Annotated in this window: 26 protein-coding genes; 17 read left to right on the forward strand and 9 right to left on the reverse strand. The window is 56.2% G+C overall.

The window, feature by feature from the left end; all coding sequences use genetic code 11:
* Positions 1-27: 27 nt before the first annotated feature.
* From RBB44_RS07325 to hemB, 3 genes are all read right to left on the reverse strand, one after another.
* Positions 28-1,866 (reverse strand): SLC13 family permease, encoded by a 1,839-nt coding sequence (locus RBB44_RS07325; RefSeq protein WP_306146742.1) that lies wholly within the window; start codon positions 1,864-1,866, stop codon positions 28-30.
* A 155-nt stretch (positions 1,867-2,021) separates the two neighbouring features.
* Positions 2,022-2,537 (reverse strand): RDD family protein, encoded by a 516-nt coding sequence (locus RBB44_RS07330; RefSeq protein ID WP_306146743.1) that lies wholly within the window; start codon positions 2,535-2,537, stop codon positions 2,022-2,024.
* A gap of 264 nt (positions 2,538-2,801) precedes the next feature.
* Positions 2,802-3,797: a porphobilinogen synthase gene (hemB, locus tag RBB44_RS07335; protein ID WP_306147307.1), complete on the reverse strand. Its 996-nt coding sequence runs from the start codon at positions 3,795-3,797 to the stop codon at positions 2,802-2,804.
* A 268-nt stretch (positions 3,798-4,065) separates the two neighbouring features.
* On the opposite strand from hemB, the gene RBB44_RS07340 reads away from it, so the two are divergent.
* The 7 genes from RBB44_RS07340 to RBB44_RS07370 all read left to right on the forward strand — a co-directional run bounded on the left by RBB44_RS07340 (position 4,066) and on the right by RBB44_RS07370 (position 10,364).
* Positions 4,066-5,205, forward strand: a complete 1,140-nt coding sequence (locus RBB44_RS07340) for an isobutyryl-CoA dehydrogenase (protein ID WP_306146744.1) — start codon at positions 4,066-4,068, stop codon at positions 5,203-5,205.
* A gap of 54 nt (positions 5,206-5,259) precedes the next feature.
* A complete protein-coding gene (locus tag RBB44_RS07345) occupies positions 5,260-6,291 on the forward strand; it encodes an enoyl-CoA hydratase/isomerase family protein (protein WP_306146745.1) in 1,032 nt (343 codons plus the stop codon).
* 18 nt (positions 6,292-6,309) lie between these two features.
* A complete protein-coding gene (locus RBB44_RS07350) occupies positions 6,310-6,729 on the forward strand; it encodes a DUF6163 family protein (RefSeq protein ID WP_306146746.1) in 420 nt (139 codons plus the stop codon).
* Between the two features lie 115 nt (positions 6,730-6,844).
* The gene (gene mmsB / locus RBB44_RS07355) at positions 6,845-7,735 is read left to right on the forward strand and encodes a 3-hydroxyisobutyrate dehydrogenase (protein ID WP_306146747.1); all 891 of its coding nucleotides are present in this window, start codon (positions 6,845-6,847) and stop codon (positions 7,733-7,735) included.
* 156 nt (positions 7,736-7,891) lie between these two features.
* The gene (gene ldtR / locus RBB44_RS07360; RefSeq protein WP_008190274.1) at positions 7,892-8,407 is read left to right on the forward strand and encodes a transcriptional regulator LdtR; all 516 of its coding nucleotides are present in this window, start codon (positions 7,892-7,894) and stop codon (positions 8,405-8,407) included.
* 384 nt (positions 8,408-8,791) lie between these two features.
* Positions 8,792-10,018: a murein L,D-transpeptidase gene (locus tag RBB44_RS07365; RefSeq protein ID WP_306146749.1), complete on the forward strand. Its 1,227-nt coding sequence runs from the start codon at positions 8,792-8,794 to the stop codon at positions 10,016-10,018.
* A 112-nt stretch (positions 10,019-10,130) separates the two neighbouring features.
* Positions 10,131-10,364: a serine hydroxymethyltransferase gene (locus tag RBB44_RS07370; RefSeq protein WP_306146750.1), complete on the forward strand. Its 234-nt coding sequence runs from the start codon at positions 10,131-10,133 to the stop codon at positions 10,362-10,364.
* A gap of 86 nt (positions 10,365-10,450) precedes the next feature.
* Here RBB44_RS07370 and RBB44_RS07375 read toward each other — a convergent pair whose 3' ends face one another.
* From RBB44_RS07375 to RBB44_RS07395, 5 genes are all read right to left on the reverse strand, one after another.
* Positions 10,451-11,920 (reverse strand): glycosyltransferase family 39 protein, encoded by a 1,470-nt coding sequence (locus tag RBB44_RS07375; protein ID WP_306146752.1) that lies wholly within the window; start codon positions 11,918-11,920, stop codon positions 10,451-10,453.
* A gap of 318 nt (positions 11,921-12,238) precedes the next feature.
* Positions 12,239-13,060, reverse strand: coding sequence for a GGDEF domain-containing protein (locus RBB44_RS07380; RefSeq protein WP_306146754.1), 822 nt, complete (start codon positions 13,058-13,060; stop codon positions 12,239-12,241).
* Entirely contained in the window at positions 13,057-13,455 is a 399-nt protein-coding gene (locus tag RBB44_RS07385) for a DUF1987 domain-containing protein (protein ID WP_133950566.1), read from the reverse strand. Before RBB44_RS07385 ends, RBB44_RS07380 begins: the two co-directional genes overlap by 4 nt.
* Before the next feature lie 18 nt (positions 13,456-13,473).
* Entirely contained in the window at positions 13,474-14,025 is a 552-nt protein-coding gene (locus RBB44_RS07390; RefSeq protein WP_209173505.1) for a SiaB family protein kinase, read from the reverse strand.
* Between the two features lie 9 nt (positions 14,026-14,034).
* On the reverse strand, positions 14,035-15,621 hold the full coding sequence (locus RBB44_RS07395; protein WP_306146756.1) for a SpoIIE family protein phosphatase: 1,587 nt from the start codon (positions 15,619-15,621) through the stop codon (positions 14,035-14,037).
* A gap of 360 nt (positions 15,622-15,981) precedes the next feature.
* Between RBB44_RS07395 and glyA the strand changes: the two genes are divergently transcribed.
* The 9 genes from glyA (at position 15,982) to RBB44_RS07440 (ending at position 25,422) form a co-directional block, all read left to right on the forward strand.
* The gene (glyA, locus tag RBB44_RS07400; RefSeq protein WP_371932233.1) at positions 15,982-17,289 is read left to right on the forward strand and encodes a serine hydroxymethyltransferase; all 1,308 of its coding nucleotides are present in this window, start codon (positions 15,982-15,984) and stop codon (positions 17,287-17,289) included.
* A gap of 28 nt (positions 17,290-17,317) precedes the next feature.
* On the forward strand, positions 17,318-17,794 hold the full coding sequence (nrdR, locus tag RBB44_RS07405; RefSeq protein WP_133950560.1) for a transcriptional regulator NrdR: 477 nt from the start codon (positions 17,318-17,320) through the stop codon (positions 17,792-17,794).
* Positions 17,795-17,808: 14 nt separating this feature from the next.
* Positions 17,809-18,936, forward strand: coding sequence for a bifunctional diaminohydroxyphosphoribosylaminopyrimidine deaminase/5-amino-6-(5-phosphoribosylamino)uracil reductase RibD (ribD, locus tag RBB44_RS07410; protein WP_306146757.1), 1,128 nt, complete (start codon positions 17,809-17,811; stop codon positions 18,934-18,936).
* A 1-nt stretch (position 18,937) separates the two neighbouring features.
* Complete coding sequence (locus tag RBB44_RS07415) at positions 18,938-19,549, forward strand: riboflavin synthase (protein ID WP_306146758.1); 612 nt, start codon at positions 18,938-18,940, stop codon at positions 19,547-19,549.
* Between the two features lie 168 nt (positions 19,550-19,717).
* A complete protein-coding gene (gene ribH / locus RBB44_RS07420) occupies positions 19,718-20,167 on the forward strand; it encodes a 6,7-dimethyl-8-ribityllumazine synthase (RefSeq protein WP_306146759.1) in 450 nt (149 codons plus the stop codon).
* Between the two features lie 5 nt (positions 20,168-20,172).
* Positions 20,173-20,706, forward strand: a complete 534-nt coding sequence (gene nusB / locus RBB44_RS07425) for a transcription antitermination factor NusB (RefSeq protein ID WP_306146760.1) — start codon at positions 20,173-20,175, stop codon at positions 20,704-20,706.
* 2 nt (positions 20,707-20,708) lie between these two features.
* Positions 20,709-21,707, forward strand: a complete 999-nt coding sequence (gene thiL, locus RBB44_RS07430; RefSeq protein ID WP_306146761.1) for a thiamine-phosphate kinase — start codon at positions 20,709-20,711, stop codon at positions 21,705-21,707.
* A 135-nt stretch (positions 21,708-21,842) separates the two neighbouring features.
* Positions 21,843-23,066, forward strand: coding sequence for an MFS transporter (locus RBB44_RS07435; RefSeq protein WP_306146762.1), 1,224 nt, complete (start codon positions 21,843-21,845; stop codon positions 23,064-23,066).
* A 217-nt stretch (positions 23,067-23,283) separates the two neighbouring features.
* On the forward strand, positions 23,284-25,422 hold the full coding sequence (locus RBB44_RS07440; protein WP_306146763.1) for a sodium-translocating pyrophosphatase: 2,139 nt from the start codon (positions 23,284-23,286) through the stop codon (positions 25,420-25,422).
* Positions 25,423-25,500: 78 nt separating this feature from the next.
* Here the strand turns inward: RBB44_RS07440 and RBB44_RS07445 are convergent, their stop codons facing one another.
* Complete coding sequence (locus RBB44_RS07445) at positions 25,501-25,938, reverse strand: outer membrane protein assembly factor BamE (RefSeq protein WP_008197254.1); 438 nt, start codon at positions 25,936-25,938, stop codon at positions 25,501-25,503.
* 114 nt (positions 25,939-26,052) lie between these two features.
* Between RBB44_RS07445 and RBB44_RS07450 the strand changes: the two genes are divergently transcribed.
* Positions 26,053-26,598 carry a ubiquinol-cytochrome C chaperone family protein gene (locus RBB44_RS07450; protein ID WP_306146764.1) on the forward strand — a complete coding sequence of 182 codons (546 nt, stop codon included), beginning with the start codon at positions 26,053-26,055 and terminating at the stop codon, positions 26,596-26,598.
* Positions 26,599-26,622: the final 24 nt, after the last annotated feature.

The raw sequence follows: 26,622 nt of genomic DNA on the forward strand, positions 1-26,622 counted from the left end.
CTATTCCTACGGCGTAAAAGTCGTCCCTCACAGCCCATAGTACCATGGTGCGATCAGTGAGAAGGTCAACCATAAAACAAGCGCCAGCGGGACGCCAGCACGCAGGAAATCAGCAAAACGGTAATGTCCGGGTCCCATCACAATCAGGTTGGTTTGATATCCAACGGGCGTGGCAAACGACGTGTTCGCGGCAATGATCAGGCAGACAATAAAGGCTTCTGGCGGCTGGCCGATCTGATCAGCGAGATTAATCGCAATGGGTGTGAAGAGGACTGCGGCCGCGTTGTTCGACAGAAAGTTCGTCAGGATCATCACCATGAAAAACAAGGCGGACAGGACGACGCCAGGCGGGCTGCCGTGAAGGATGTCGGCAAGTGACATGGCAATAGCCGAGGCGCCCCCGGTGGATTCCAGGGCGACCGCCCCGGCAAGCGAGGCGCCGACCAGCATGAATATCCGACTGTCGATGGCTCGCATGGCCTGACGGATGTTGAGGCATCCGGAGGCGATCATGGCAAAGGTCCCGGCAACGGCCGTGGACACAATCGGGATAAGGCCTGAGGCTGCGAGCGCGACAACGCAGGCAAAGATAGCCAAGGCTCTCGGCGCATAGCGTTTGCGTGGAACTTCTGCCGTCGACCAATCAAGCAGCAGGACGTCCCGGTTGCCGCGCAGCCGCGCGATATCTTCTTCAGATCCTGCGACCAAGAGGACATCGCCGGCTTCTAAGCGGATATCATTCATGGCCATGCGGGGCATGCGGCTGCGGCGTTGAATGCCCATCACAAGACAGCCGGTTTCTGTATAGAAGCCGGATTGCGGCAGCGTGCGGCCCATGAGGCGCGAAGCGGGGGCAACGACAGCTTCCGCAAGGCTGAGAGAACCGTCTTGGTTTGGCGTGGCCTCACGGCCGGTTACATTGGTCTCGCCCCCATCTGTTTCCATCAACGGCTGGCGCCGTGCCAGAGCATTTGCAAGTGCGGTGCGGGTTGCAGCAACAATCACGGTATCGCCCGGAGAAAGGATAACATTCTCAAAGGGCGGAAGAAGCGGTTGCTGGCCACGCTGAACCAGGCGGACGGTCATGTCCTTGAGGCTTGGAAACATGCCGGAGACGGCTTCGGTGCCGACCAGCGGGTGCTCATAGGTGATTTCGATCTGGGCGATGAACTGCTTGCCGGACGTTGCCTGAAATTCCTCGGCCATGGTTTTCCGATTGCGCATCAGATGCGGCATGACGAACAGGACATATAGGATCCCGGCACCGGCCACCATGATCCCGATTGGGGTGAAGCTGAAGAAGGTCAGCTTCAGATCCGAGGACTGCGCCGCGTAATTGGCCACCAAGAGGTTGGTGGACGAGCCAATCAGTGTGGTCATACCACCCAGAATCGCGATGAAGGAGAGGGGCATCAAAACCCGCGAGGCCGATTGCCCGGCTGTGGCTGCGACTGCCGTCAGGATCGGCAGAAACATCACAACCACTGGCGTGTTGTTCAAAAACGCGCTGAGGACGGCGACTGCCAGCAGGATTGGGGCGGTCGCCCATTTTGACCGGCCCCGGGTCCAGCGGACGATGGCCTTGGCAGGTCCCTCCAGGGCATCTGTCTGGAACAGGCCTTGACCGATGACGAGCAGGCAGATGACGGTGATAAGGGCCGGATTGGCAAACCCTTCCAGAAAATCACCCGTTGCAACGCGCGATCCGTCGCTGTGAAAGACCGGTATCAGAGAAAATATTACGATGAAGCTGGTGACGGATCCGAGCGCGACCGTTTCTATCGGGTAACGCTCAAGCGCATACAAGACGACGGTGGCGGTCAGGACCACAAAGGTCAACGCCATCGCGATATCAACTGAGAGCATTCACCCGCCTAGATCCTAACTGCCCATTTCTTCTGGCAGTTTAGACCAGCCGCTTTGGGCTTTGGAAGGGCTCACCTTTCGAATTCACACCCTGAACGCTGCTCATATTTCATGCAGAGCGTTGAAAAAAGATCATTTTTTCTTTGAGCAAGAAATCACGCAGCAGCGGAATGCTCGCGGGTGTAGGCCCGGTGGTAGGCCGAATTGATAACCACAGTTCCCAGGATCAGGTCATGCAACAGGCGCTTGCGGTCCGAGAACAGGGCTACGAGCAGCACAAACGGCGTGAGCAGGGAGATGGAAAACCAGAACAGCAACAGGTGCACGGCGGCCAGCAGCGGGTAGGGTTTTGCGCCATACCAAAGCCGCATCTCAAGACCCATCGCGCGCATACCGATTGTGGAGGCGCTTGGTCCGCCCAGTGTGAACGCGACATAAATCAGCGCAACGGACACCGGCAGGATTGCGTAAAGCAGAAAGCCGAGGCCCAGGGTGAAAACGCCGAGAATGAACACTAGAATGCCCGCCCCGAGTGTCAGCAGGGTGATCACGAACGCATCGATGATGAAAGCGAAAATCCGGCGGCTGCGCACGCCCTCAAACAGCTCCGGTTGCAGGAGCGGATCAAATGCGTCTTGCCTGGAGGATTGGGACGATGTGTCGGCGGACATGAAAGAAGCTCTCCAATTCGTGATGAGCTGGATATGGGGATGAGCTCCGTGAAACGCAAATTTCTGTCTTTAAGGAGCAGACAATCAACTCATTGCTGTGATGACCACAGAGACTAGCAAGGTCCCGGCAGTATTCACTTTCTTCGTTGCCCGACTTGAAAAGCCTGTCCCCGAACTCGATCCGGGACCACCCAGCCATCGCGGAAGTTTTCCCAGAGTGGCCCCGGCTCGGCGGCCGGGGCGGCATTCTGTAGGTAGGATACCTTAGTCCCGGTCCGCCAGCATCTTGGCAACGGTGGGCGCGAAGTAGCTGAGAATGCCATCGGCGCCAGCGCGTTTGAAGGCGAGAAGGCTCTCCATCATGGCACGGTCGCCGTCGAGCCAGCCGTTGCCGCTTGCTGCCTTGATCATCGCGAATTCGCCGGACACTTGATAAGCGTAGGTCGGTACCTGGAACTCGTCCTTCAGCCTGCGCACGATGTCCAGATATGGCATGCCGGGTTTGACCATGATCATGTCGGCGCCTTCGGCAATGTCGAGCTCTGCCTCGCGCAAGGCTTCGTCCGTGTTGGCCGGATCCATCTGATAGGTGCGTTTGTCACCCTTCAAGGTGCCGGACGAGCCAACCGCGTCGCGGAACGGGCCGTAGAATGCGGAGGCGTATTTGGCGGAATACGCCATGATCTGCGTGCCGCGATAATCCTGAGTGTCGAGTGCCTGCCGGATGGCACCGATCCGTCCGTCCATCATGTCGGACGGGGCAATCACATCGGATCCGGCCTCGGCCTGATTGAGCGCCTGGCGGCAGAGTTGATCAACGGTCTCGTCATTCAAGATGCTATCGCCGTGCATCAGCCCGTCATGGCCATGGCTTGTGTAGGGATCCAGCGCAACATCCGTCATCAGGCCAAGGTTCAGACCTTCGCGCTTGATAGCCCGGCAGGCCTGACAGGTGAGGTTTTCCGGGTTGAGGGCTTCCGAACCCGTATCGTCGCGCAGGTCCGGGTCGGTGTACGGAAAGATAGCGATCGCCGGAATGCCGAGCTCCGCCGCAAGATTGGCATCGCGCACAGCCTCGTCGACCGAAAGGCGCTCCACGCCCGGCATGGACGGAACCGGCTGGCGAATGTTCTCGCCATCCACGACGAAGATCGGCCAGATCAGATCATCCACGGTCAAGGTGTTTTCCCGGATGAGCCGACGGGACCAGTCGGTTTGCCGGTTGCGGCGCATGCGGGTGCCGGCAAGCAGCGAGTCCATATGATCGGATGTGATAGGCGGAAGAGAGCGGTGGGACGGCATAAAACGGGCCTGCACTTAGGTGAGAAAATTCAGATCGGATGTCCGCCGGACATATGTGCCACATTATCACGCAGATTTCTGACGTCCAACATTCTGTAAAACAACTGAAATTAAATACGAAAAAGAGATTGTTTGACGTTTGCGTCAAATGTGGTTTTATGCGCGTCAGAAATCAAATACATCCTGTATGGCTAGAATCGGCCGTGCAGGTTCCCGGGAGGATATCGTGGACTTTCAACTGAACGAAGACCGGCGGGCAATTCGCGATATGGCGGCAAGCTTTGCGCGGGAAGAACTCGCCCCGCATGCCGCGCAGTGGGATGAAGACAGCCATTTCCCAATTCCTGTCATGCGCAAGGCGGCCGAACTCGGACTTGCCGGGATTTATGTCCGGGACGATGTCGGGGGCTCCGCTCTGACTCGTTTGGACGCAGCGCTTATCTTTGAAGAACTGTCGAAGGGTTGCACGTCGACCGCTGCGTACCTGTCGATCCACAACATGGTCGCCTGGATCATCGATACGTTCGGCAATGAAGACCTGCGCCAGAAGTTTTTGCCGAAACTCTGCACCATGGAACTCCTGACCAGCTACTGCCTGACCGAGCCGGGATCAGGCTCGGACGCAGCCGCCTTGCGGACCACAGCCAAAGATGATGGCGATCACTATATCCTCAACGGCTCCAAGGCCTTCATTTCCGGCGGTGGTGTTAGTGACCTCTATGCGGTGATGGTCCGGACCGGTGACGAAGGGCCGGGCGGGATTTCTTGCCTGCTGGTTGAAAAAGGCACGCCGGGCCTCAGCTTCGGGGCCAACGAAGTGAAAATGGGCTGGAAGAGCCAGCCGACCGCGCAGGTGAACTTCCAGGATTGCCGTATTCCGAAATCCAACCTCGTCGGCGTCGAGGGGCAAGGCTTCAAGATCGCAATGGCCGCGCTTGATGGCGGGCGTTTGAACATCGGTGCCTGCTCGATCGGCCCGGCGCAGGAATGCCTCGACCAGGCGATTGCTTATATGCGTGAGCGCAAGCAGTTCGGCAAACCGCTGACGGCTTTCCAGGCGCTTCAGTTCCGCCTTGCCGATATGGCAACCGAGTTGGAGGCCGCGCGCCTGCTCCTTTACAAGGCGGCAACCGAAGTGGATGCGAAAACGCCGGATGCGCCGAAGTTCGCAGCCATGGCCAAGCGCTTGGCCACGGACACCGGTTTCAAGGTGGTGAACGACGCTCTGCAACTGCATGGCGGCTATGGATACCTGCGGGACTATCCGATCGAGCGGTTCTTGCGGGACGTTCGCGTGCACCAGATCCTGGAAGGCACCAATGAGGTCATGCGCTTGATCATCTCACGGCATCTCCTGAAAGACTGACCGTCTTCTCACGGCAAAAACACGACCACTTTTCCAGTTTCCTGAGGACATGCAGTGAGCGACATCCTGTTTGAAAAGCGCGGCAAGGCCGGATTTGTTACTCTCAACCGGCCGAAGGCGCTGAATGCGCTAACCCATCCGATGTGCTCTGCGCTGGCGGCTCAGCTGACCGCGTGGGCGGAGGATCCTGACGTTGCCCATGTGGTGATCACCGGGGCCGGAGAAAAAGCATTCTGCGCCGGTGGTGACATCCGCAGCATCTACGATGCGAAGATGGCCGGCGAGATGGAGGGCCTCGGAGAGTTCTTCAAGGAAGAGTATCTCCTCAACGCGCAGATCAAGGCCTATCCCAAACCCTACATCGCTCTCATCAATGGCATCGTCATGGGCGGCGGCGTTGGTGTATCGGCCCATGGCAGCCACAGGGTTGGAACAGAAAAAACAATGTTCGCCATGCCGGAAACCGGGATTGGTTTCTTCCCGGATGTTGGCGGCACGTATTTTCTGCCGCGCATGCCAAAGAAAACCGGTGTCTATTGCGCCCTGTCCGCCGGCCGTTTAAAGCAGGGCGATGCGCTGGCAACGGGTGTACTGACCCATGCCATCAAGGAAACGGACTTGCCGGCAATAGAAGCTGAGCTCGCGGAAAGCGCCAACGTGGATGAAGTTCTTAGCCGCTATGCATTTGAGGCTGAGCCAGGACCCTTGATGGCCGCCGCGGACACCATCGAGCGCTGCTTTTCAGAAGACAGTGTGAATGAAATTTTGGCAAAACTTGACGAGAGCAGCGACGAATTCGCATTGAAGGCTGCTCAGGCGATCCGGCAAAAGTCCCCGACCAGTGTGCTGATCGCCTTTGAGCAAATGCAGCGCGGTGGGGATTTGAGTTTCAACGAGTGCATGAAACTCGAATACCGTATTGTCTCCGAAATCCTGAAAGGCTCGGAGTTCTACGAAGGTGTGCGCGCGGTGCTCGTGGACAAGGATCAGGATCCGAAATGGTCCCCCCCAAGCCTTGATCAAGTGGACAAGGAAGGCCTGGCAGCGTATTTCCGGGAACCGGCAGGCGGAGACTTGCCGCTCTAACGCACAAACGGACCGGCCATGATCACGAGCTTTCAGGACCTCTTCTATTCGCGCCCGCCCTGGAGCACCGTGCTGATCTGGTATCTGCGCGCGATGGCGCTGCTTCTGATGGGCGGAGGCGTGATCTATTGGGCCAGGATCATTGGCATTGTTGAATGGCGCGGCATGTGGTTCTGGGAAATGCCGATTGCCATCCAAGGTGCCGTTGTTTTCTTCGCGGTGCTGGACCTTGTGGCGGCGATCGGCCTTTGGCTGACCGTATCCTGGGGAACGGTCATGTGGATCTTCCGGTGCTTCTGCCAAATCGTCATGCACACGGCCTTTTCTGATCTTTATGGCCGCCGTCCTTATGAGATCGCCTTCTACCTTTTGACCATATTGATCTTTGCGGGGCTCACCTATCTGATGCGCCGCGAGAACCGAACGGCAACGGTATGATGCAGTAGGTTGTGCTGGCGTCAGCTGACTCAACTTTTGAAGGGCTTGGCCCGGAGCATCAACATGCCGGCCTATGAAACTGAAAATACGAAAATAATTGTCACGGGAGAAAACAATGGCAACTACGGTTGGCTTTATCGGTCTTGGGAACATGGGCGGCCCGATGGCCATCAATCTTGCAAAGGCAGGGCACCGGGTCTTGGGCTTTGACATGTCGAAGGCAGCTATCGACGCTCTTGTTGCCGAAGGCGGCGAGGCGGCATCCGATGTCGCTCAACTGGCCTCTGAGGCCGATGTCATTGTGTCCATGCTCCCGGCAGGCAAGCATGTCCGTCAGGTCTACATGGGCGAAGGCGGCATTCTGGATCATGCGAAAGCCGGAACGCTTCTGATCGATTCTTCCACGATTGACGTCGACAGCGCGCGGGCGGTAAGCGCTGCGGCGGCGGAAAAGTCCATGCCAATGGTCGATGCGCCGGTTTCCGGTGGTGTTGCCGGAGCAGCTGGTGGAACGCTGACATTCATGGTCGGCGGAGAAGACAGCGCCTTCGAAGCAGCCAAGCCATATCTCGATATCATGGGCAAGACGATCGTCCATGCAGGCGGCGCAGGAACCGGGCAGGCGGCCAAGATCTGCAACAACATGATCCTGGGCATTTCCATGATTGGCGTCTCCGAGGCTTTTGTTCTTGCAGAGCGCCTTGGCCTTGATGCGCAGAAGCTGTTCGACATTTCCTCAACCGCATCCGGTCAGTGCTGGTCGCTGACATCCTATTGTCCGGTGCCCGGACCGTTGCCCACATCTCCTGCCAACCGGGACTACCAGCCAGGCTTTGCCGCGGGCATGATGTTGAAAGATTTAAAATTGGCTCAGGAGGCTGCGCATTCCTCAGGCGCAGCGACACCCATGGGTGCAGAAGCCGCGTCGCTTTATTCGCTTTTCTGCAACCAGGGCGGGGAATCCTTGGATTTCTCTGCTATTGTCAAATTTCTCAGGGGCTCATAGTAAATCAAAGATTAAAACGGCCTCTAAAACACCTTGTGGAAGTTAATATTTGATTCAGTGTGTCTCTTAAGCGGATTTTAGAATCGCTTCTGTAGATTGTGCATCAAGGCGGGAAAATATCCGTCGAATGACAGGTACAAAAAGAGGCGCAATCACATGATCACCGCAAGTAGGGCAGTCGATGCTGTGTCACAGGGTGAAGAGGAAGAAGTGGCCATCAAGCCGCTCTACCTCGAGGCTCTTACACTTGTAGAACGTTTGCACCGGCGTTTGCTGGACGTCATCAAGGACGAGTTCGACCGCATGGGCCGGTCGGATGTCAACAGCGTTCAGGCGTTGTTGCTGTTCAACATTGGCGATGCCGAGCTGACTGCTGGTGAACTGCGGACCCGCGGATACTATCTCGGTTCCAACGTGTCCTATAATCTGAAGAAACTGGTTGAAACCGGTTACATTCACCACCAACGCTCGCGCATGGACCGCCGGTCCGTCCGGGTCAGCCTGACCGACAAGGGCCAGGAAGTGGCAAAGATCGTCAATGATCTTTATGAGCGCCATATTCTGTCCGTTGAGCAGGTTGGTGAAATCGGCCCGCAAGACTTTGTTACACTGAACAAGTCGCTGCGCCGTCTCGAGCGGTTCTGGACCGACCAAATTCTATATCGCCTCTGATCAATTCACGGCGTATCCAGATGACAAAGCACCGCCCAAGTGGCGGTGCTTTTGTTTTTGGGCACTTAATTGGCTGACAAATTCGTGATCGGCTTGCGGCCGGCCGAATCCGACATCATGTGGACACAATGGAATGGCCATTGGGCTGTTAAATCGTGGCGGGTGAGCTGTCTTTGAATTTGTTAACCTTGCTGCAGTACCCATGATGGTCGTGAGCCGGTAATCTACCGGCGAGGTCAACGACCGTTGAACCGGATTGACGATGAATGCGCCGGATGGCGCCTTGTACACAGCACTGTGGGGTCGGCAATGACACTTTTTTCCGCTTCGGCTGGGACAAAGTCTTCTTTCAAGTTGAACGCCAAATTTTGGAAAAACGGGCTGATGCTCCTTGGTTTGGCCGCGCCTGTGGTGGTCACGGGAGCTGCGTCTGCTCAGCAGTCTTTCCGGACTGCGGGGCAGGACCTTGAATGGGCCGACAGCTTCGATATCGCAACGGACAACATCACCGAGGTGAAGTCATACGCCCCGACCTTGTCTCCAACGACGGTCGATTACATCGGCTCTGCGATCACACGCTATCAGTCGATCGTGCAAATGGGTGGATGGGGCACAGTGGCCACGGGCGGCAAAGCTCTGCGCATCGGTATGAAAGACCCGCGCGTTGTGCAGTTGCGCCAACGCCTGATTATTTCTGGCGATTTAGAGCAGCAGTCCGGGCTCTCCGACACCTTCGATTCTTATGTTGATGCGGCCCTGCGTCGTTTCCAGCTTCGTCACGGCTTGATTCCGGATGGGGTAATGGGCGAGAGCACTGTTGAGGCGCTCAATATCCCGGCCTACGTGCGCTTGCGCCAACTCGAAACCAACCTGGTTCGGGTCCGGTCCATGTCCGGCAATCTCGGTGACCGGTATGTGATGGTGAACATTCCGGCGGCTGAGATCGAAGCCGTGGAAGATGGCCGTGTCCGCTCGCGCCATACCGCCGTCGTCGGCAAGATCGACCGTCAAACGCCGATCCTGAACAGCAAGATTTACGAGCTGAACTTCAACCCTTATTGGACCGTGCCTGTTTCCATCATCCGCAAGGACCTGATCCCGAAGATGAAGGAAGACCCGGAATACCTGTCTCGCAACAAGATCCGGATCTTCAACTGGCGCGACAACCAGGAAGTGGCGTGGCAGCAGATTGACTGGAATACGGACGAAGCGACACAGTACCGCTTCACCCAGGATCCGGGACAAGAAAATTCACTTGGGTCCGTGCGGATCAACTTCCACAACAAACACCAGGTCTATCTTCACGATACACCGTCCAAGACCTTGTTTGGTGAAGACTACCGGTTCCACTCATCCGGTTGCGTGCGCGTTCAAAACGTCCGGGAACTGGTGACCTGGCTGCTGCAATCCACGACACCGGATTGGGACCGCACCAAGGTCGATTCAGTCATTCGGACCGGTGAACGGGAAGATGTGAAGCTGAAGCGCTCGATCCCGCTTTACATGACTTATGTGACCGCCTGGGCGAACTCAGACGGCGTGGTTCATTTCCGCGAAGACATTTACAATCGTGACGACCTCAGCGGCACGGGCGAGCAAGCCCGCCTCTAGGAACATACGCAAGTCATGAATGGTTCTGGAACGCCGGTCTTGATGAGGCCGGCGTTTCGTGTCTATTGAGGCAGAAGAGGGACCTTTTGAACCAGCAAAGGATTCAGGCCGGATGAATCGCGGTCCGAGGGCGGGCGAAATCTATATCGAGTTCAGGCCGATGGGAAAGCAGGTGCAGGTTACGGCGATAGATGCTGCGACTGGCATCGAAGTCTCGATGTTCGGCCCGTCTTCTGCTTTGCAAAGTGACTTACAAAAGCTCGCCGTCCGCAAGCTAAAACGCCGGGTCGAGCAGGTGCGTGCAGCTGAACTTGCTAACAAGGACCGGGACCCGACACTGTATTGAGTTGCAGCGCCAAAATAGAGTGTGGTTACTAACGCGCCAGTCAAGCCTTGGTTGACAATATACTGAGTTAACTTGAGCGACAGAGCTTATTTCGGAACCAGAGGGCCGGTTTCCCGACTCCCAAGTGGGGCTTTGAATTCAAACACTTTATACCGGGCCAGTTCCTCTTTCTCAATAAATCCAGCCGACTGTGCGAAGCGAAGCCATTTGGCGCTTTCCTCTGGAAGAAATTGGTTGCTGGCTTCAAGGATCAGCAGTATTCGATGACAGGTAGGGTCGGTTTTGCACAAGGAAAGCCTATCCATTATTCTTATTTGATCGTTCTTCATTGAACCGTAGGTGACAGGGATAAAACCACTCGTGTCTACTGAGGCCCAGCGAAATTCATAGCTTAAATCTTCTATGTGAAAGACAGCTTCATGCCTTGGGTTAATACTATCCAAAAATGGTCGAGCAATCTCCACAAGCAATGGCTGGCGGCTGGGGGGGTAGTCTTTTGATATCGAGACAAGGCTTATCGCACAGATGAAGCATGTGGCCACCATTCCTAACCAGCGTGGCATGTTTAAGACGGCAATGGCTAAAAGTATGGGAGACAATAGGCTAAGTGGTTGCAGTGTTCTGACAATAAGCACCGGTTTGATCAGGCCGATGCCCGCCATAATGAGAGGGCCAATAACAAGGAATGAGACGCTGAACAAAAACAAGTCCCGGTCTTTTCGATAGAGGATGTAGAGGCCAAATAGATACAGTGCGTAAAGAGCCGGTTTTGCAAATTTCGGGGCCGTGTAGACGCCAGTCATCATGCTGTAAAAAACACGGATGCTGGTATACGGAATCCATTCATCTTGGTTCGTTGTGACGAAGTCGAGCATGTGGAAAATTTGAGGGAGGACGAGTACTGTCGCGAGGCTCATTCCGCCTACTGCGTAGAATGACCAACGGAACATTTTATTTCGGATGCCTAACAGCAGAATGGTCGCAGCAAAGCAGACGAAATAAACCGCCGCTGTATAGTGTGTGTAAAACGTCCCAGCCAGGGCGAGCGCAAACACAAGCGATAGCAGCACTCGTTCCCGTTCGGTGGATTTCGGAAAACGGTCGAAGAGGCGAAAGAAAAACAAGCTCGAGATCATAAGCAGCACAAAAAGCTGTGCGTACATTCGTGCTTCGCGTCCGTAGTGAATAAATCCGGGAAATGCCGCGAGGAAAAATGCGGCGACCAGCGCAGTACGGCCATCGAGACGTTGTTTCGCTAAAGCATAAAGGAGCGGGATGCAAGCTACCGCCATCGCTGCAGACATGGATCGTAGGCCAACACGGTCATCACCTAAGATTCCAATCCAAGTTTTCAAAAGAACATAGTGACCGGGTGGGTGTCTTTCGTCTGGCCTGTCTAGGGCAAAGAGATAACTATAGTCGTTCTTGATGTAATCGGCGGTGAACAGTTCGTCGATCCATAGATACGGATTGTCCAAACGGAACAGGAGTAGGAATAATCCGAAAAGGGTGATTGCAAAAATCAAAACATGTTCGAAAATAAAGTATCTCTTCATACAGATGACCCGTCCAGAAAATAAATTACAATTCGCGCAAAATACCTATGCATTGAATGAAAATTTCAGAAATTCGTGATTTATACGGGCATCCTATCCGAGAAAACATAATTTAGAACGCGAATATTATCAATATATAATCTGAGGCGCCTATTGATGTGTTTCTAAATTCCGTATGGTAAATTGCGTACTACCAGAGTATTGGACAATAACGTAAAATACTTCTAAAGGATAAACGATTACTGATTGCTGCCGTTGGTTGGGTGGAGCGTGAAAACGAGATATTTGAGTGTTAATTGGCCACGATAGTGCGTGAAGTTAATCGACGGCTTCAGTGGTTTCCAGAAGACGGGCCTTAGCCGTAATCACCTTGTTCCGGCCCGCGCTTTTGGCTTCGTAAAGCGCGTCATCTGCATCTTTGAACAACAGATCAATGGGGTCAGCGCCGGTTTTCTTACAGGCCGGGTTGGGCCCTTCCATCGTGGCTACCCCAAAACTTGCGGTCAAAGAGAAGCTCGTGCCGCCTTCTTTGATAGTAATCTCAGAGAGTGTTTTGCGCAGACGGTCCGCCAAACCAGAGGCATTTTCAGAATTTGTCCGCGGCATCAGAAGACTGAATTCTTCGCCGCCCCACCGGCACACGACATCGCTTTGCCGGAGACTGTTTTCAAGTGTACGCGCGACAACCCGCAGCGCTTCGTCACCGGCAGCATGCCCATAGGTGTCGTTGATGGACTTGAAATGATCAATGTCCAAGAGCGCAACACTTAGCGGTGCTTCTGTCCGGCTGCGCGCTTTAAGTTCGTGATTGCAGAGTTCCAGAAAATGGCCGCGATTGAAAACCTGCGTGAGGCCGTCCGTAATCGCCTGCATGCGAAATTGCTCGGCGAGTTCCGCGCGGGCTTTGACTTCGCCTTCCAAGCGTTCCTTGACCGCGATCAGCTCCTCTTGCATCCGGTCGCAAAGGCGCACCATCCGCTTCTGGTCCTTGACTGCCCGTTTATAAGCCGTCGTGAGCGTTTTTATGAGGTCAGTCGTTTCCTCCAGGCCGTCAAGGATCGTGCTGGCATGCTCCAGCACGCGGTCTTCGCTGTCGAAGAGCGTGAAATCTGTCTCGGCCTTTTTGGAGGTATCGGTCATGCGTCCTCTGTTTCCGGCTTCAAGTTGAATGTGGCATGTTCGAAGTCTTCTGCAAAGTCCTCGCCCATCTCCTCCATCATGTCGTCTTCTGGATCAAAGTACCAGTTGATGGTGATGGTCTTGCCGTCTTCAGCAGCCTCTTCCAGCATCTGAAAGAGGTTCATGATGGCTTTGGCGCTTGAAGAATTGAAATAGATGAACCGCATGTCGACCGTCAGCGCTTGTCCTTCAGAGGCAGCCACGTGTTCGGCAACGGCCTGGAACACCGGACCGAAGAAAGCGCTTGCATCTTCCGGGTAGCTTTCACCGGACATGGACAGCGTGCCGTTTGCAGCATCCAAATGCACTTCCGGAGAGCGGGAGGTTGCTTCGATCTTAAGAGACGTATCTGTCATTTTGTTCTCGTTCTCTCTTTAGATGAATGCTTTGAGCACGAAGAATTTGCGATTGCCTTCGATTTCATGGAAATCGAATTCCAACGGCTGGGTGGCCCGCCGTGCGATCTCCAGAAGGCCGATTGACCCACCTTCGCTTTGCTCTTCCGGTTCTTCGCGCAACTTCGTTCGATAATGCTTGCGCAAAGTCACTTCGTCCATGCTGGCAATTTCTTCAAGACGGGTTCGCAATTGCTCGGCCTCGGAGCCGGGCACCGGGTTGCCGCAAATCACAAAGAACCGCTCATGTTCATGACCGAAGGCAACGACGCCGCCGGAAAGACGGTCGGCCTTGGTTTCTGAGAGGAATTCCTGCTCATCAGAATACCGGATGATGTTTTGGACCTGCTCCACAAAGACAGAAAAGACCCGTTTGGCCACTTTGCTTTCGGCGTTCTTCAACTCCATTTGCTGCTTGACGGAATTGCCGAGCGACTCAAGAAGGTGTTCCGAAAGGTAACCGGAGTATGCAAACAGCATTTTCCGGTCGCTGAGTTCCTGTTTGAATGAATACATGTCGTTTGCGAGCACTTCGGCCTCCTACTCAGCTGCCTGCTTGTGCGCTGGATTGTTTGAACGTGGCGTTACCGCCAGAACCGTGTAGTCGTCCCGTGCGGGCTCTGAGCCGCGATAGTCTTCCAGGACAGATTTCAGCTTTGAAAGTTGGGTTTCGAGGTCTGCGTAGGCATTGGCCTCCAGGACCTCGAACAAACGTTTCCGGCCAAAGGCGCGTTTGCGTTCGCCGCCAATGTGATCGGTTGCTCCGTCCGTCGCCAGATAGAAGGTTTCGTCTTCTTCGACGTCCAGATGATGCACCTTGAAGCTTTCCGGGCGGCGTAGGCTGCGATAACCGAGACGGTGCCGGTCTGCCGGGATCCGCTTGATGCCGTCCGAGGATTGGACGTAGAGCGGAATGCCAGCCCCGATGAAGGTGAGTGTGTTTTCGGCGGGGTCATAGATTGCCAAGGCGGCTTCAAAGCCATCATCGGACGTTTGGTTATCGTTCCCCGCATCCGAGGGCCGATCTTGACCAAGGCGTTGACGGACACCCCGATCGAGATCCAGCATCAATCGCTCAGGATCCGCGAGTTCTCCGAGGTCCAGGAGTTTTTTCAGCTCAGAAGAGACAACCATGGTCAAAAGCGCGCCGGGAACACCGTGCCCGGTACAGTCGGCAACGAAAAACACTGTTTTGCCATCGACTTCCGAAGACCAAACGAAGTCGCCGCTGACGACCTGCAGAGGCTCCCACAGCATCGCGGCATCCTTAACCGATGTGCGCATGTCCGTGACATCAGCAAGCACACCTTGTTGGATCTTGCGCGCGTAGTGGATGCTTTCCAGGAGCTGCTCATTGGCCTCTTTCAGCTCGATCCCGCGCTTTTCCGAGATGCCCAACGTCTTATGAAGTTGCGCCATTGTTTCACGTATTTTGCGGGCCATCGGTTGGAAGATGAAAACAATTTCCAAAAGGATCAGAAGCAGTGTCAGAGCCCACATTGCGGTGATGAAGCGATCCAACGCATGAAGAGACTCTTCGCCCTCATCCTGAAACACACGCACAAGTGTGTTCAGTTTCACCGGCAGTTCCAGATTGGCCATCTGTACGATCGCGTCAATGTCCTCTTGCCGGGGCGGTTCTGATTGTGCAACAGAAACGGCTCGGTTGATGAAGTCCCGCAGCAAGGGATCAAGCGGATAATTGCCGCCAAAAAACGCGCCCTGGAGAGCCGGCGAGAGATCGCCTGTTGGAACATCTTCAGCAGCACCAACATGGCAGCTGATGCCCTCGCCAAGTGCCTTCTTGATCCGGTCGATATCCGTTGAAAGAAGTGCGGTATGCGCGCGCATCATTTGGTCAGCGCAACCGATCAACATGAAACTTGGGCTGGCTCCGTTGACACGCTCGAACCGGCTCATGTCTTGAGCGACCATCGCGATGCGCTGGCTGAGCATGCGCTGCCGGCCTGCCAAGTTCACTTCGGCACCGATGCGATGCTGGTCAGCAAGAAACCTTGTATCCGCAACCCAGATAGCAGTCACGGCGAAAGCAATGAGACCCAACCCGAGGCTATAGGCCATGGTGGGCAGGTTCTGCTTGTCTTTCAGCCAATCAAGTATCTTCATGTCCCCGGGCCCAATACAAGTTACAAAGTCGATCCCCTAGCTCGTATTAGTTTTCATATTCGTTTGGAAACAATTAAAGGGCGTGGGCCGGGCCTGGATAATTTTAGAGAAAATCTATTCTACTAGTTAAATACATCAAGGGAGTCGATAAACTAAGATATTCCTTTAGGAGAAGTAGGGGCTGCGTTCGAAACCGAACCATGCCGGTTTCAAGAAGCCCTGCGTCGCTGTTGCTCTTGGTTCCACCCCAAGGCTGTGTTACTCCCACGCCACACAGCGGTGAGAGGACACCGGATCTGCAAAGAAACCGGCCTGCGAAACTGCGCTACGACACAGACACAACACAATAAGGATGGTGCTATGTCTTTGATGGAATCCTCCGATCAATCCGTTCAGTCGGATTTTTTCACCCGCGGTCTTGCTGAAGCAGATCCGGAACTCTTCGGCACCATCGAAAAGGAACTCGGCCGCCAGCAGCATGAGATCGAGCTGATCGCGTCTGAGAACATCGTGTCACGTGCCGTTCTTGAAGCGCAGGGCTCTGTGCTCACCAACAAATACGCCGAAGGTTACCCGGGCCGGCGCTACTATGGCGGTTGTGAATTCGTCGACATGGCGGAAAACCTGGCCATCGATCGCGCAAAGAAGCTCTTTGGCTGTGGCTTTGCCAACGTTCAGCCGAACTCCGGCAGCCAGGCGAACCAAGCGGTCTTCCTTGCGCTGATCAATCCGGGCGACACCATCCTCGGCATGAGCCTGGATGCAGGTGGCCACCTGACCCACGGCGCCAAGCCGAACCTTTCCGGCAAGTGGTTCAACGCTGTTCAGTACGGCCTGAACGTTGAAACCGGACTGATCGACTATGATGCAATGGCTGCTTTGGCACGCGAAACCAAGCCGGCCTTGATCATCGCCGGTGGGTCTGCGTACTCGCGTCAGATCGATTTTGCCAAGTTCCGCGAAGTTGCGGATGAGGTCGGCGCGTATCTGATGGTCGACATGGCTCACTTTTCTGGTCTGGTCGCCGCTGGCGAGCATCCGAGCCCATTCCCCTATGCCGACGTTGTCACCACCACGACCCACAAGACCCTGCGCGGTCCGCGTGGCGGCATGGTGCTGACCGACAAGGAAGAGATCTCCAAGAAGATCAACTCTGCGGTTTTCCCGGGTCTCCAAGGCGGTCCGCTGATGCACGTAATCGCTGCAAAGGCGGTGGCGTTCGGAGAAGCCCTGACGGACGACTTCAAGAGCTACATCCGTGCAGTTCGTGAAAACGCTCAGGTTCTGGCGGAGACCCTGCGTGAAGGCGGTATGGATATCGTTTCCGATGGCACCGACACGCACCTGATGCTGGTGGACCTTCGTCCGAAAATGCTGACCGGCCGCGATGCAGAGAAGTCTCTCGGTCTGGCAAACATCACCTGTAACAAGAACGGTGTCCCGAACGACCCGCAAAAGCCGATGATCACCTCCGGTGTCCGCCTCGGTACGCCTGCGGCGACCACACGGGGCTTCGGTGTCGCAGAATTCCGCGAAGTTGGCCTGTTGATCACGGAAGTGTTGGACGGTTTGAAGGCCGCAAACAGTGAAGATGGCAACGCGGCAGTTGAAGCCGCAGTCAAAGCCAAGGTAGAAGCACTGACAGCACGGTTCCCGATTTACGGGTAAAGACCGGCTCGTTCAGGAGCTTTGACATATGAAATGTCCGTTTTGCGGCGGCGAGGAGACCCAGGTAAAGGATTCCCGCCCCACCGAGGACAACACAGCCATCCGCCGTCGCAGGATCTGCAACACCTGCGGCGGTCGATACACGACATTCGAGCGTGTACAGCTGCGTGAGTTGATGGTGCTGAAGCGGTCTGGCCGCCGGGTGCCGTTCGATCGCGAAAAGCTGATGCGGTCCGTTCAGATCGCAGTGCGCAAGCGTCCGGTCGACCCGGAGCGGATCGAGCGTATGGTGAGCGGCATCGTACGCCAGCTGGAAAGCTCCGGCGAAAGCGAGATCACTGCCGAGACCATCGGTAACCACGTCATGGAAGGGCTCAAGGGAGTTGATGACGTGGCCTATGTCCGGTTCGCATCCGTTTATAAGAATTTCCGTGAGGCCAAGGATTTCGAAGCTCTCCTCGATGAGCTGAGCGATCCTGTGACACCGGTCTCCGACAAAGACTGATTTCCGGCGCGCTTATGTCTTCAATTACAGAAACCGACAACCGGTTCATGGCGGCCGCTGAACGGCTGGCCCGGCGGGGGCTTGGCCGCGTTTGGCCAAATCCGTCTGTCGCCGCCATGATCGTCCATGAAAACTCCGACGGCGTCCCTGTGCTTGTGGGACGCGGCGTCACGTCCCGGCCCGGAATGGCGCACGCGGAAGTCAACGCCCTCAACCAGGCCGGTGAATTGGCCAAAGGCGCAACGTGCTACGTTACCCTGGAGCCCTGTTCGCATTACGGACGCACGCCTCCGTGTTCGCTCGCGCTTATCGAAGCCGGTGTGTCGCGGGTCGTTGTCGGAATGCTGGACCCGAACCCGCGTGTCTCTGGACGGGGTGTCGGCATGCTTCAGGATGCTGGCATTGAGGTTGTCACAGGCGTGCGGGAGCGAGCCCTCACAGATCTCTACCGAGGTTTTACTTACCGGCAGCGCCGGCATCGGCCATCCGTTTTCCTAAAGCTCGCAGTGTCAAAAGACGGCTTCATTGGCCGGGAAGGGGAAGGCCAGATCAAGATATCCGGGCCGATCTCCATGCGTATGGTCCATGGGTTTCGGGCAGCATCAGACGCCATCCTGGTTGGCATCGGCACCGCGCTGGCCGATGATCCCCAACTGACCTGCCGTTTGCCCGGGCTGTATGCCCGCTCGCCGGTTCGGGTGGTGGTCGACCGGCAAGCCCGGCTTCCGCTCAATTCCAAACTTGTCCGGACCTGTGTGGACGTCCCCGTTTGGCTGATATGCGGAAACGGGGCAAATGCCGATCAGGTCAATGCGCTGGCTGCAGCCGGTGTCAATATCATCCGCGTACCGGCCACACCTTCCGGCATCGACCCGGATGTGATCTTGAGCGCTCTTGCAACGCGCGGTGTGACCCGGGTGATGGTGGAGGGCGGCGCACGGCTTGCCTCCTCTTTCCTGGACGCCGGGCTGGTGGACGATCTTTGTGTTGTCACCGGAGACATCGAGATTGGCGAGGGCGGCATACCTGCCTTGCATGACCTTGATCTTGCAAATGTCCTGACCGACCCCCAATTTGCCTCAATCGGAGCCGGGTATCTTGGGGCCGACCGATATACTTACCTCAGAAAGAGTGGAGCCTGACATGTTCACCGGTATTGTGACCGACCTCGGCGAGATTCAGTCCGCGTTGGACATACCGGCAGGCAAGCGAACCCGCATCAAGACCGTGTACGACACGGACAGCTTCGATATCGGGGCGTCCATTTCCTGTGACGGCGTCTGTCACACGGTGACAGCCAAGGAGAACAGTTCAGGCGGTAACTGGTTCGAAGTTGAGTCCGCCGCCGAAACCCTGGCGTTGACGAATGTCGCCGATTGGAAAGAGGGGCAAAAGCTCAACCTGGAGCGCTCGCTGACCATGGGGGCGGAGCTCGGCGGTCACCTGGTTCTCGGCCACGTTGACGGTGTTGCCGAAATCACTAAGCGCGAAGATCATCCCGACAGCGTCTATTTCCAGTTTCGTGCACCGCAGGATGTCGCCAAGTTCATCGCCAAAAAAGGATCCGTGGCACTCAACGGTACATCGCTGACCGTCAATGAGGTCGACGGGCTTTTGTTTTCCGTCTTTCTGATCCCGCACACGCTGGAAGTGACCAACTGGTCAGAGAGCAAGGCCGGGGACCTCGTTAATCTGGAAGTGGATATGATGGCGCGCTATGCGGCACGTCTTGCGGAATTCACCAAGACCGGGTAGGGGACGGTCCCAACACTTTCAAACAGATCAGAAGCCTGGATCCGAGCACACCGGATCGGCGGAACCAGACGGCAGCTATGCCGTCCGGTCTTAACGGTCTTGCAGGAATGACACTGGACAAACCGGGGCAGACGTGGTTCCTGTCGCGGCCTTACAAAGGATCAAGCTATGAGCGCTGCACCGAAACTCTTGATCATTGAAGCCCGCTTCTATGACGACCTCGCCGATTCCCTCGCCGAAGGCGCTATCGCAACGCTAGAAGCGGCGGGTGCGACTTACGAGCGTGTGGCCGTCCCTGGTGTTCTGGAGATCCCGGCAGCGTTGTCGATGGCCATGACTGCCATGGAGAACGAGGGCGCGCTCTATGATGGTTTTGTTCTTCTGGGTGTCGTGATCCGCGGAGAGACCACGCATTACGACATCGTGGCAAATGAATCGAACCGCGTGATCATGGATTTGATCGTCGATGCAGACCTTGCTGTCGGAAATGGTATTCTGACAGTCGAAAACAACGAACAAGCGTGGGCCCGCGCAAAAGTTGGCGACAAGAACAAGGGCGGAGGCGCGGCTCAAGCTGCTCTTGACATGATAGCCCTGCGCGAGCGCTTCGGAGTATAAGAAAAATGACCGGAAAGGCCGACCCGGACAAACCGGCACGACAAAAAAACGAAAACGCAACCCGCCCCGCCAACAAGCGTGGCGTTGCCCGTCTGGCTGCCGTTCAGGCTCTCTATCAAATGGATATTGGCGGCGCACCGCTGACCAATGTTGTCAGTGAATACACGGCGTTTCGTTTGGGCAAGGAAATCGACGGCGAACAGTATCGTGACGCCGACGAGCAATGGTTCAAGCACATCCTGGCGGGCGTTGTTGCGGACCAGAAGTTCCTGGATCCCTACATCCATACTGCCTTGAAGGAAGACTGGCCGCTCAAGCGGATCGACAGCCTGCTTCGGGCCATTTTGCGCGCCGGTGGCTATGAGCTTCTGCGGCGCAGAGATGTGCCGGCCAAGGTGATCATCTCCGAATATATCGATGTTGCAAAAGCGTTCTTCGAGGATGATGAACCGGGACTGGTCAACGGTGTATTGGACCGGTTGGCCCATGAGCTGCGCAGCCCGGAATTCGATGTCAAGGACGCGGACGGACAGGCCTGAACATGGCCGCCGACCGGCCCGGAGAGTTTGAACTGATCAAGCGGTTTTTTGCGCCCTTGGCAAAAGACCCCGGCAGTCTTGGCTTGACGGACGACGCTGCGGTTCTCACGCCCCGGCCGGGTTTCGATCTCGTTCTGACAAAAGACGTTCTGGCGGCTGATGTTCACTTCTTTGCCGAAGACGCCCCGGAGGCCATTGCAGCCAAGTCTTTGCGAGTCAATCTTTCCGATCTGGCAGCAAAGGGAGCCACGCCGCGCGGTTATCTTCTCGGCATAGCGCTGCCCAAAGGCTGGACGGCGGATTGGGTCGAGCGTTTCTGCAAGGGACTGGCTGCCGATCAGGCCGCTTACGATATTCAACTCCTTGGCGGTGATACCATACGATCTTCCAATGGCTTGCAGGTATCTATTACCGCAATAGGTGAAGTCCCAAGCGGACGAGCCATCCGCCGATGCGGTGCCAAAGCCGGTGACATCTTGTTTGCAACGGGCACGATCGGAGATGCCGCTGCGGGATTGAAGGCACGGCTCGACAGAGGTTTTGCAGCCACAACCACTCTCGCAGCAAGTGACGAGGCGCACATCCTCGACCGTTATCTGCTGCCGAGGCCGCGCACCCGGTTGGCGCCTTTGATTGTCAAATACGCCACCGCGTCTATGGACATCTCGGACGGTCTCTTGTCGGACGCCGGCCATATGGCTTCTGCAAGCTCTTCGGCGATCCAGATCAATCTGGAAACTGTGCCGTTGTCACCTGCGCTGACACATCTGAAGAGCGCGGCTCCGGACGTCTTTTTCGCGTGTCTAAATGGCGGCGACGACTACGAAATTCTGGTGTCGGTTCCTGAGGCCGTTTCGCAGGCCTTTTCGGCGGAAGCTTCCGAACTCGGGTGCCCAGTGACTGCCGTCGGCAAGGTCGTGGAGGGCGAGGGGACGGTAAACCTGCTCGACTACGGTGCTCCCGTATCTGCTGATCTTCAGAACGGTTTCAGGCACTTCTAAGAGGGCCTGCTTCAACTTGATCGAAAAAGGAGCCGCGGTGCTTTGCGAGCTCCCGCAAGCGTGATAGGCAAGGTGTCTTTCCCGCGCCAAAGGCGAATACGCCTTGAGGCCTTGTCCCGTTTGAGATCCTGATTAATGACTGCTGTTGCGCAAGACGCCTTTGTCGACGACCGTTTGGCCAAAAGAAATGCTGTTCTTCTTGCTCTGGCCCAGGCGCTTGGAGGGGCATCCGCTTCCATCGTTATCACGACGGGGTCGTTGGTCGGGTACATGATGCTCGACGAAGACAAGGCGCTGGCGACTGTACCTGTATCCGCAATGGTTCTCGGAACCGCGTTTGGCACGATTCCTGCCGGGATCATCATGCGGCGTTTCGGCCGCCGGGCCGGATTCATGGGTTCTGCGTTGGTGGGTGTTGCCTCTGGTCTGCTTGCCGCCTACGCTGTGCTGCTGAACCACTTTCTGCTCTTTTCCTTTGCGTGCGGTTTGGGTGGTTTCGCAGGAGCCTTTGTCCAGCAATACAGATTTGCCGCCGCCGATACGGCGAGCGATGCATTCAAGCCCAAGGCGATCTCGTGGGTCTTGGCCGGTGGGGTGCTTGCCGGTGTTGTCGGACCACAAACCGTCATTGCCACCAAGGACATGTTTGCGCCTATCCTCTTTGCCGGAACCTATGTTGCACAGGCTGGCCTCGCCTTGATCGCCATGTTTTTGCTGGCCTTTATCAAGATCCCGAAGCCGCCGCGTCAAAGCCACAAGCAGGCTGGTGGACGGCCACTTGGGCAAATCATGAAACAGCCGCGCTTCATCGTGGCGGCTGCGTGTGGCATTTGCTCCTACGCTTTGATGAGCCTTGTGATGACCGCAACACCGCTTGCCATGATCGGCTGCGGACTGAGCGAAACGGACGCTGCGCTTGGAATCCAATGGCATGTTCTGGCCATGTTCGGTCCAAGCTTCTTCACCGGCAGCCTTATTGCGAGGTTTGGCAAGGAGCGCATCGTCTCGATTGGTCTGGCACTTCTGGCCGGCTGTGCCATCGTTGCCCTTATGGGGCTGGAGCTCGCGCATTTCTGGACCGCATTGATCCTCCTTGGCCTTGGCTGGAATTTCGGCTTTATCGGCGCAACGGCAATGCTGACAGATACCTATCGTCCGGAAGAGCGCAATCTCGTTCAGGCGGTCAATGATTTCCTGGTCTTTGGATTCGTTGCAGCGGCGTCCTTCTCCTCTGGAGCGCTCTTGAACGCGTTTGGTTGGGCGACGGTCAACATCCTTGTGTTCCCGTTTGTTGTGCTCTGCATCTGTTTGTTGATCTGGCTCGCATTGGCAGAAAGAAAAGCCGTTACAACCGCTTAAAGTCTTTGCGCAAATTCACTTCGCCGCTGCAGCATAATTGCTGCGCTGCGCAAGTTAATGACGCAACGGCATATAGAAATAATACAATCGAAGTGCTTGACGCCCCGCGCTGCTTTGCTGCTATCGTGCAGTTGCTTCACGCTGGGGAATTCAGGTGTGAGGCGATTTGGCGGGTAAAACTACAACAACACCGCCCGCCACAGCCTTGGGAGGAAGCATGATCGAGCTTGTCGTCATCATTATTTGTGGCCTCTTGTCCATCGCGTACGGCGCATGGGCAATTCAGTCCGTCATGGCAGCGGACGCGGGGAACGCCCGCATGCAGGAGATTGCTGGAGCGATCCAGGAGGGGGCCAGCGCATATCTCAACCGTCAATACACAACGATTGCCATTGTCGGTGCTGTTGTTTTTGTTCTTGCATGGATCCTGCTTTCCGGACCTGCTGCAATCGGTTTCCTCATCGGGGCCGTGTTATCCGGGGCCGCCGGATACATCGGTATGATGGTGTCTGTCCGGGCCAATGTGCGCACCGCCCAGGCCGCAAGCCAAAGCCTGGGTGCGGGACTGGAAGTTGCTTTCAAGGCCGGTGCTGTCACCGGCCTTTTGGTTGCCGGCCTCGCACTTTTGGGTGTCGCTGTCTACTACATGATCCTCACCGGTCCGATGGGCTACGCGGCCAGTGACCGTGTGGTGATCGACGCGCTGGTGGCGCTCGGTTTCGGCGCATCCTTGATTTCGATCTTCGCCCGTCTTGGCGGCGGTATCTTCACCAAGGGTGCGGATGTCGGCGGTGACCTTGTCGGCAAGGTGGAGGCGGGTATTCCGGAGGACGATCCGCGCAACCCGGCGACCATTGCGGACAACGTCGGCGACAACGTGGGCGACTGTGCCGGTATGGCGGCCGACTTGTTCGAAACCTATGCTGTGACCGTGGTTGCAACGATGGTTCTGGCGTCGATCTTCTTCACCGGTGCCCAGGCAACCGAGTTGATGTTGTTGCCGCTCCTGATCGGAGCCAGCTGTGTGGTCACGTCCATCATGGGAACGTTCTTCGTCAAACTCGGCGAAAACAACTCCATCATGGGTGCGCTCTACAAAGGCTTTATCGCCACAGCCGTCCTGTCTGCGGTTGCCCTGGCCATCATCGTCTTCGGCTGGCTGGGCGCGGGGACCGAGTATACGACCTCCGGCGGCGCAAGCTTCACCGGGTTCGATCTCTTCATCTGCGGCGTGATCGGTTTGATCGTGACCGGCCTCATCATCTGGGTGACGGAGTACTACACCGGCACAGACTACCGGCCGGTGAAGTCCATCGCGCAAGCCTCTGTAACCGGACACGGAACCAACGTGATCCAGGGTCTTGCTGTCTCCCTTGAGGCAACAGCGCTTCCGGCAATCATCATCATCGTTGGCATTCTGTCGACGTATGCCTTTGCCGGGCTCTTCGGCATCGCAATCGCGGTGACGACGATGCTTGCGCTTGCCGGGATGGTCGTCGCGCTCGATGCGTTCGGCCCGGTGACCGACAATGCCGGCGGTATTGCTGAAATGGCGGATCTACCGGCAGAAGTCCGGACCACAACAGATGCGCTCGATGCGGTCGGTAACACCACGAAAGCGGTGACCAAGGGCTATGCAATCGGGTCTGCCGGTCTTGGTGCCCTGGTGCTGTTTGCTGCCTACACGGAGGATCTGAAGTTCTTCAGCGCCAATGCGCAGGAAGGGTCGATCTTCTACGGCATCTCCGTGGACACCTTGTTCTCCTTGTCCAACCCGTATGTCGTTGCCGGTCTGTTGTTTGGCGGATTGCTGCCGTATCTGTTCGGCGGCATTTCGATGACGGCAGTGGGCCGGGCCGCAGGGGCCGTGGTGGAGGAAGTCCGCCGCCAGTTCAAGGAAAAGCCGGGCATCATGGAAGGCACAGAGCGGCCGGACTATGGCCGGGCGGTTGACATGCTGACAAAGGCGGCGATCAAGGAAATGATCATCCCGTCGCTTCTGCCGGTTCTCTCGCCAATTGTCGTGTTCTTTGTGGTGCGCGCGGTGGCAACACCTGCGGATGCTTTTGCTGCACTCGGCGCAATGCTGCTTGGTGTGATCGTCACAGGTCTCTTCGTGGCGATTTCCATGACCGCCGGCGGCGGGGCATGGGACAATGCCAAGAAGTCCTTCGAGGACGGTTTCACCGATAAAGACGGTGTGACGCACCAGAAGGGCGGCGAAGCGCATAAGGCGTCTGTCACCGGTGATACCGTAGGGGATCCCTACAAGGATACTGCTGGCCCAGCGGTGAACCCGATGATTAAGATCACCAACATCGTGGCGCTCTTGCTGCTCGCGGTACTGGCGCACTGATCGGCGTTGAAGCCAAGAAAACAGAAAAGCCCCGTTCGAAAGACCGGGGCTTCTTTCTTTGTCCAAAAAGCGTGCGGCTTATAGACCCAGGCCCGGGTTTGCCGCGCCCTTGAGGATCTGGCTGAGGAAGCCATAGTCAGCGCCGCCGGTGCGGGTTGTCCGGGTCACAATGTCGACGATCTTGCCGTCTTCAAGGGTGTAGTTACCCATGTCCTTCACAAATCCATCTTCATCGAAGTAAACGGCAACAACCCGCTGTTCGACGATGTCGGGCGCCAGGAAGGCTGTCGTCGCGGTTTTTTGCGAGATGTAGTAGTACGCATCGCCGTCAAGACTTGACCTGGTCGACGGCGAACCCAAAACAAGTTCTACCTGTTCGCGGCTTGAGCCGACTTGAACCTGGCTCATCATGTTGGACGTGATGACATGGCCGTGCGTGTAGGTAGATGTGAAACAGCCACCAAGGGGCAGAGTTGCCATCAGGGGAAGTAACAGGGCGCAAGCCTTGAAGTTCATCTATGAAGTCCCGTAATGCCAGATCAGTCCGGCTGTATGTCAATTTCGTTGCTTGGCAAAGTCACTATCGTGGGATAGGGCACAAGGCAACACCTGAATTCTAAGGAGACCGCCATGATCCTCGGCTTGTTCCGCCGCAGATCTCGTGACGCCGAACACAAAACCTACTGTGAAATCGTGGCTCAAGCACGGCAGCCCGTTTTTTACACGGATTTTCTTGTCCCCGACACAATAGATGGGCGTTTCGACCTCATCGTATTGCACGCTGTCCTTTATTTTAAGCGCATGCAGGGTGAAGGCAAGAAGGTCGCCGAGTTCACGCAGGATGTCTTTGATCTCTTCTTTCAGGACATGGATGCGTCCTTGCGCGAAATGGGCGTAAGCGATACACGCGTTCCCAAGAAAGTCCGAAAGATGGGCGAGGCGTTTTTTGGCCGCGCGGACGCTTACATGGCAGCCGTTGAAGCCGGAAACGCTGAGGATCTCGCGCAGGCCCTTGGCCGTAACATCTACACGGACAAAGAAGAGCCGATTGCTCAGGAACGTCTTGCCCATTATGTCATCGCTGCCGCTGCAGAGCTGACTGGGCAAGATACGCAGGACCTTTTGAACGGTGACATCAGCTGGCCGGATCCTGCAGCGTTCTTGCCGGAAAAATGAACAATAAAGACGAGCCTCAAAAGA

Source organism: Roseibium sp. MMSF_3247 (assembly GCF_030733765.1).
GTDB lineage: Bacteria > Pseudomonadota > Alphaproteobacteria > Rhizobiales > Stappiaceae > Roseibium.

Coding starts and splice junctions, on each gene's coding strand:
- RBB44_RS07325 (WP_306146742.1), bottom strand. CDS start 1,866: ATGCTCTCAGTTGATATCGCGATGGCGTTGACCTTTGTGGTCCTGACC.
- RBB44_RS07330 (WP_306146743.1), bottom strand. CDS start 2,537: ATGTCCGCCGACACATCGTCCCAATCCTCCAGGCAAGACGCATTTGAT.
- hemB (WP_306147307.1), bottom strand. CDS start 3,797: ATGGACTCGCTGCTTGCCGGCACCCGCATGCGCCGCAACCGGCAAACC.
- RBB44_RS07350 (WP_306146746.1), top strand. CDS start 6,310: ATGATCACGAGCTTTCAGGACCTCTTCTATTCGCGCCCGCCCTGGAGC.
- mmsB (WP_306146747.1), top strand. CDS start 6,845: ATGGCAACTACGGTTGGCTTTATCGGTCTTGGGAACATGGGCGGCCCG.
- ldtR (WP_008190274.1), top strand. CDS start 7,892: ATGATCACCGCAAGTAGGGCAGTCGATGCTGTGTCACAGGGTGAAGAG.
- RBB44_RS07365 (WP_306146749.1), top strand. CDS start 8,792: ATGCTCCTTGGTTTGGCCGCGCCTGTGGTGGTCACGGGAGCTGCGTCT.
- RBB44_RS07370 (WP_306146750.1), top strand. CDS start 10,131: ATGAATCGCGGTCCGAGGGCGGGCGAAATCTATATCGAGTTCAGGCCG.
- RBB44_RS07375 (WP_306146752.1), bottom strand. CDS start 11,920: ATGAAGAGATACTTTATTTTCGAACATGTTTTGATTTTTGCAATCACC.
- RBB44_RS07380 (WP_306146754.1), bottom strand. CDS start 13,060: ATGACCGATACCTCCAAAAAGGCCGAGACAGATTTCACGCTCTTCGAC.
- RBB44_RS07385 (WP_133950566.1), bottom strand. CDS start 13,455: ATGACAGATACGTCTCTTAAGATCGAAGCAACCTCCCGCTCTCCGGAA.
- RBB44_RS07395 (WP_306146756.1), bottom strand. CDS start 15,621: ATGAAGATACTTGATTGGCTGAAAGACAAGCAGAACCTGCCCACCATG.
- glyA (WP_371932233.1), top strand. CDS start 15,982: ATGTCTTTGATGGAATCCTCCGATCAATCCGTTCAGTCGGATTTTTTC.
- nrdR (WP_133950560.1), top strand. CDS start 17,318: ATGAAATGTCCGTTTTGCGGCGGCGAGGAGACCCAGGTAAAGGATTCC.
- ribD (WP_306146757.1), top strand. CDS start 17,809: ATGTCTTCAATTACAGAAACCGACAACCGGTTCATGGCGGCCGCTGAA.
- RBB44_RS07415 (WP_306146758.1), top strand. CDS start 18,938: ATGTTCACCGGTATTGTGACCGACCTCGGCGAGATTCAGTCCGCGTTG.
- ribH (WP_306146759.1), top strand. CDS start 19,718: ATGAGCGCTGCACCGAAACTCTTGATCATTGAAGCCCGCTTCTATGAC.
- nusB (WP_306146760.1), top strand. CDS start 20,173: ATGACCGGAAAGGCCGACCCGGACAAACCGGCACGACAAAAAAACGAA.
- thiL (WP_306146761.1), top strand. CDS start 20,709: ATGGCCGCCGACCGGCCCGGAGAGTTTGAACTGATCAAGCGGTTTTTT.
- RBB44_RS07435 (WP_306146762.1), top strand. CDS start 21,843: ATGACTGCTGTTGCGCAAGACGCCTTTGTCGACGACCGTTTGGCCAAA.
- RBB44_RS07440 (WP_306146763.1), top strand. CDS start 23,284: ATGATCGAGCTTGTCGTCATCATTATTTGTGGCCTCTTGTCCATCGCG.
- RBB44_RS07445 (WP_008197254.1), bottom strand. CDS start 25,938: ATGAACTTCAAGGCTTGCGCCCTGTTACTTCCCCTGATGGCAACTCTG.
- RBB44_RS07450 (WP_306146764.1), top strand. CDS start 26,053: ATGATCCTCGGCTTGTTCCGCCGCAGATCTCGTGACGCCGAACACAAA.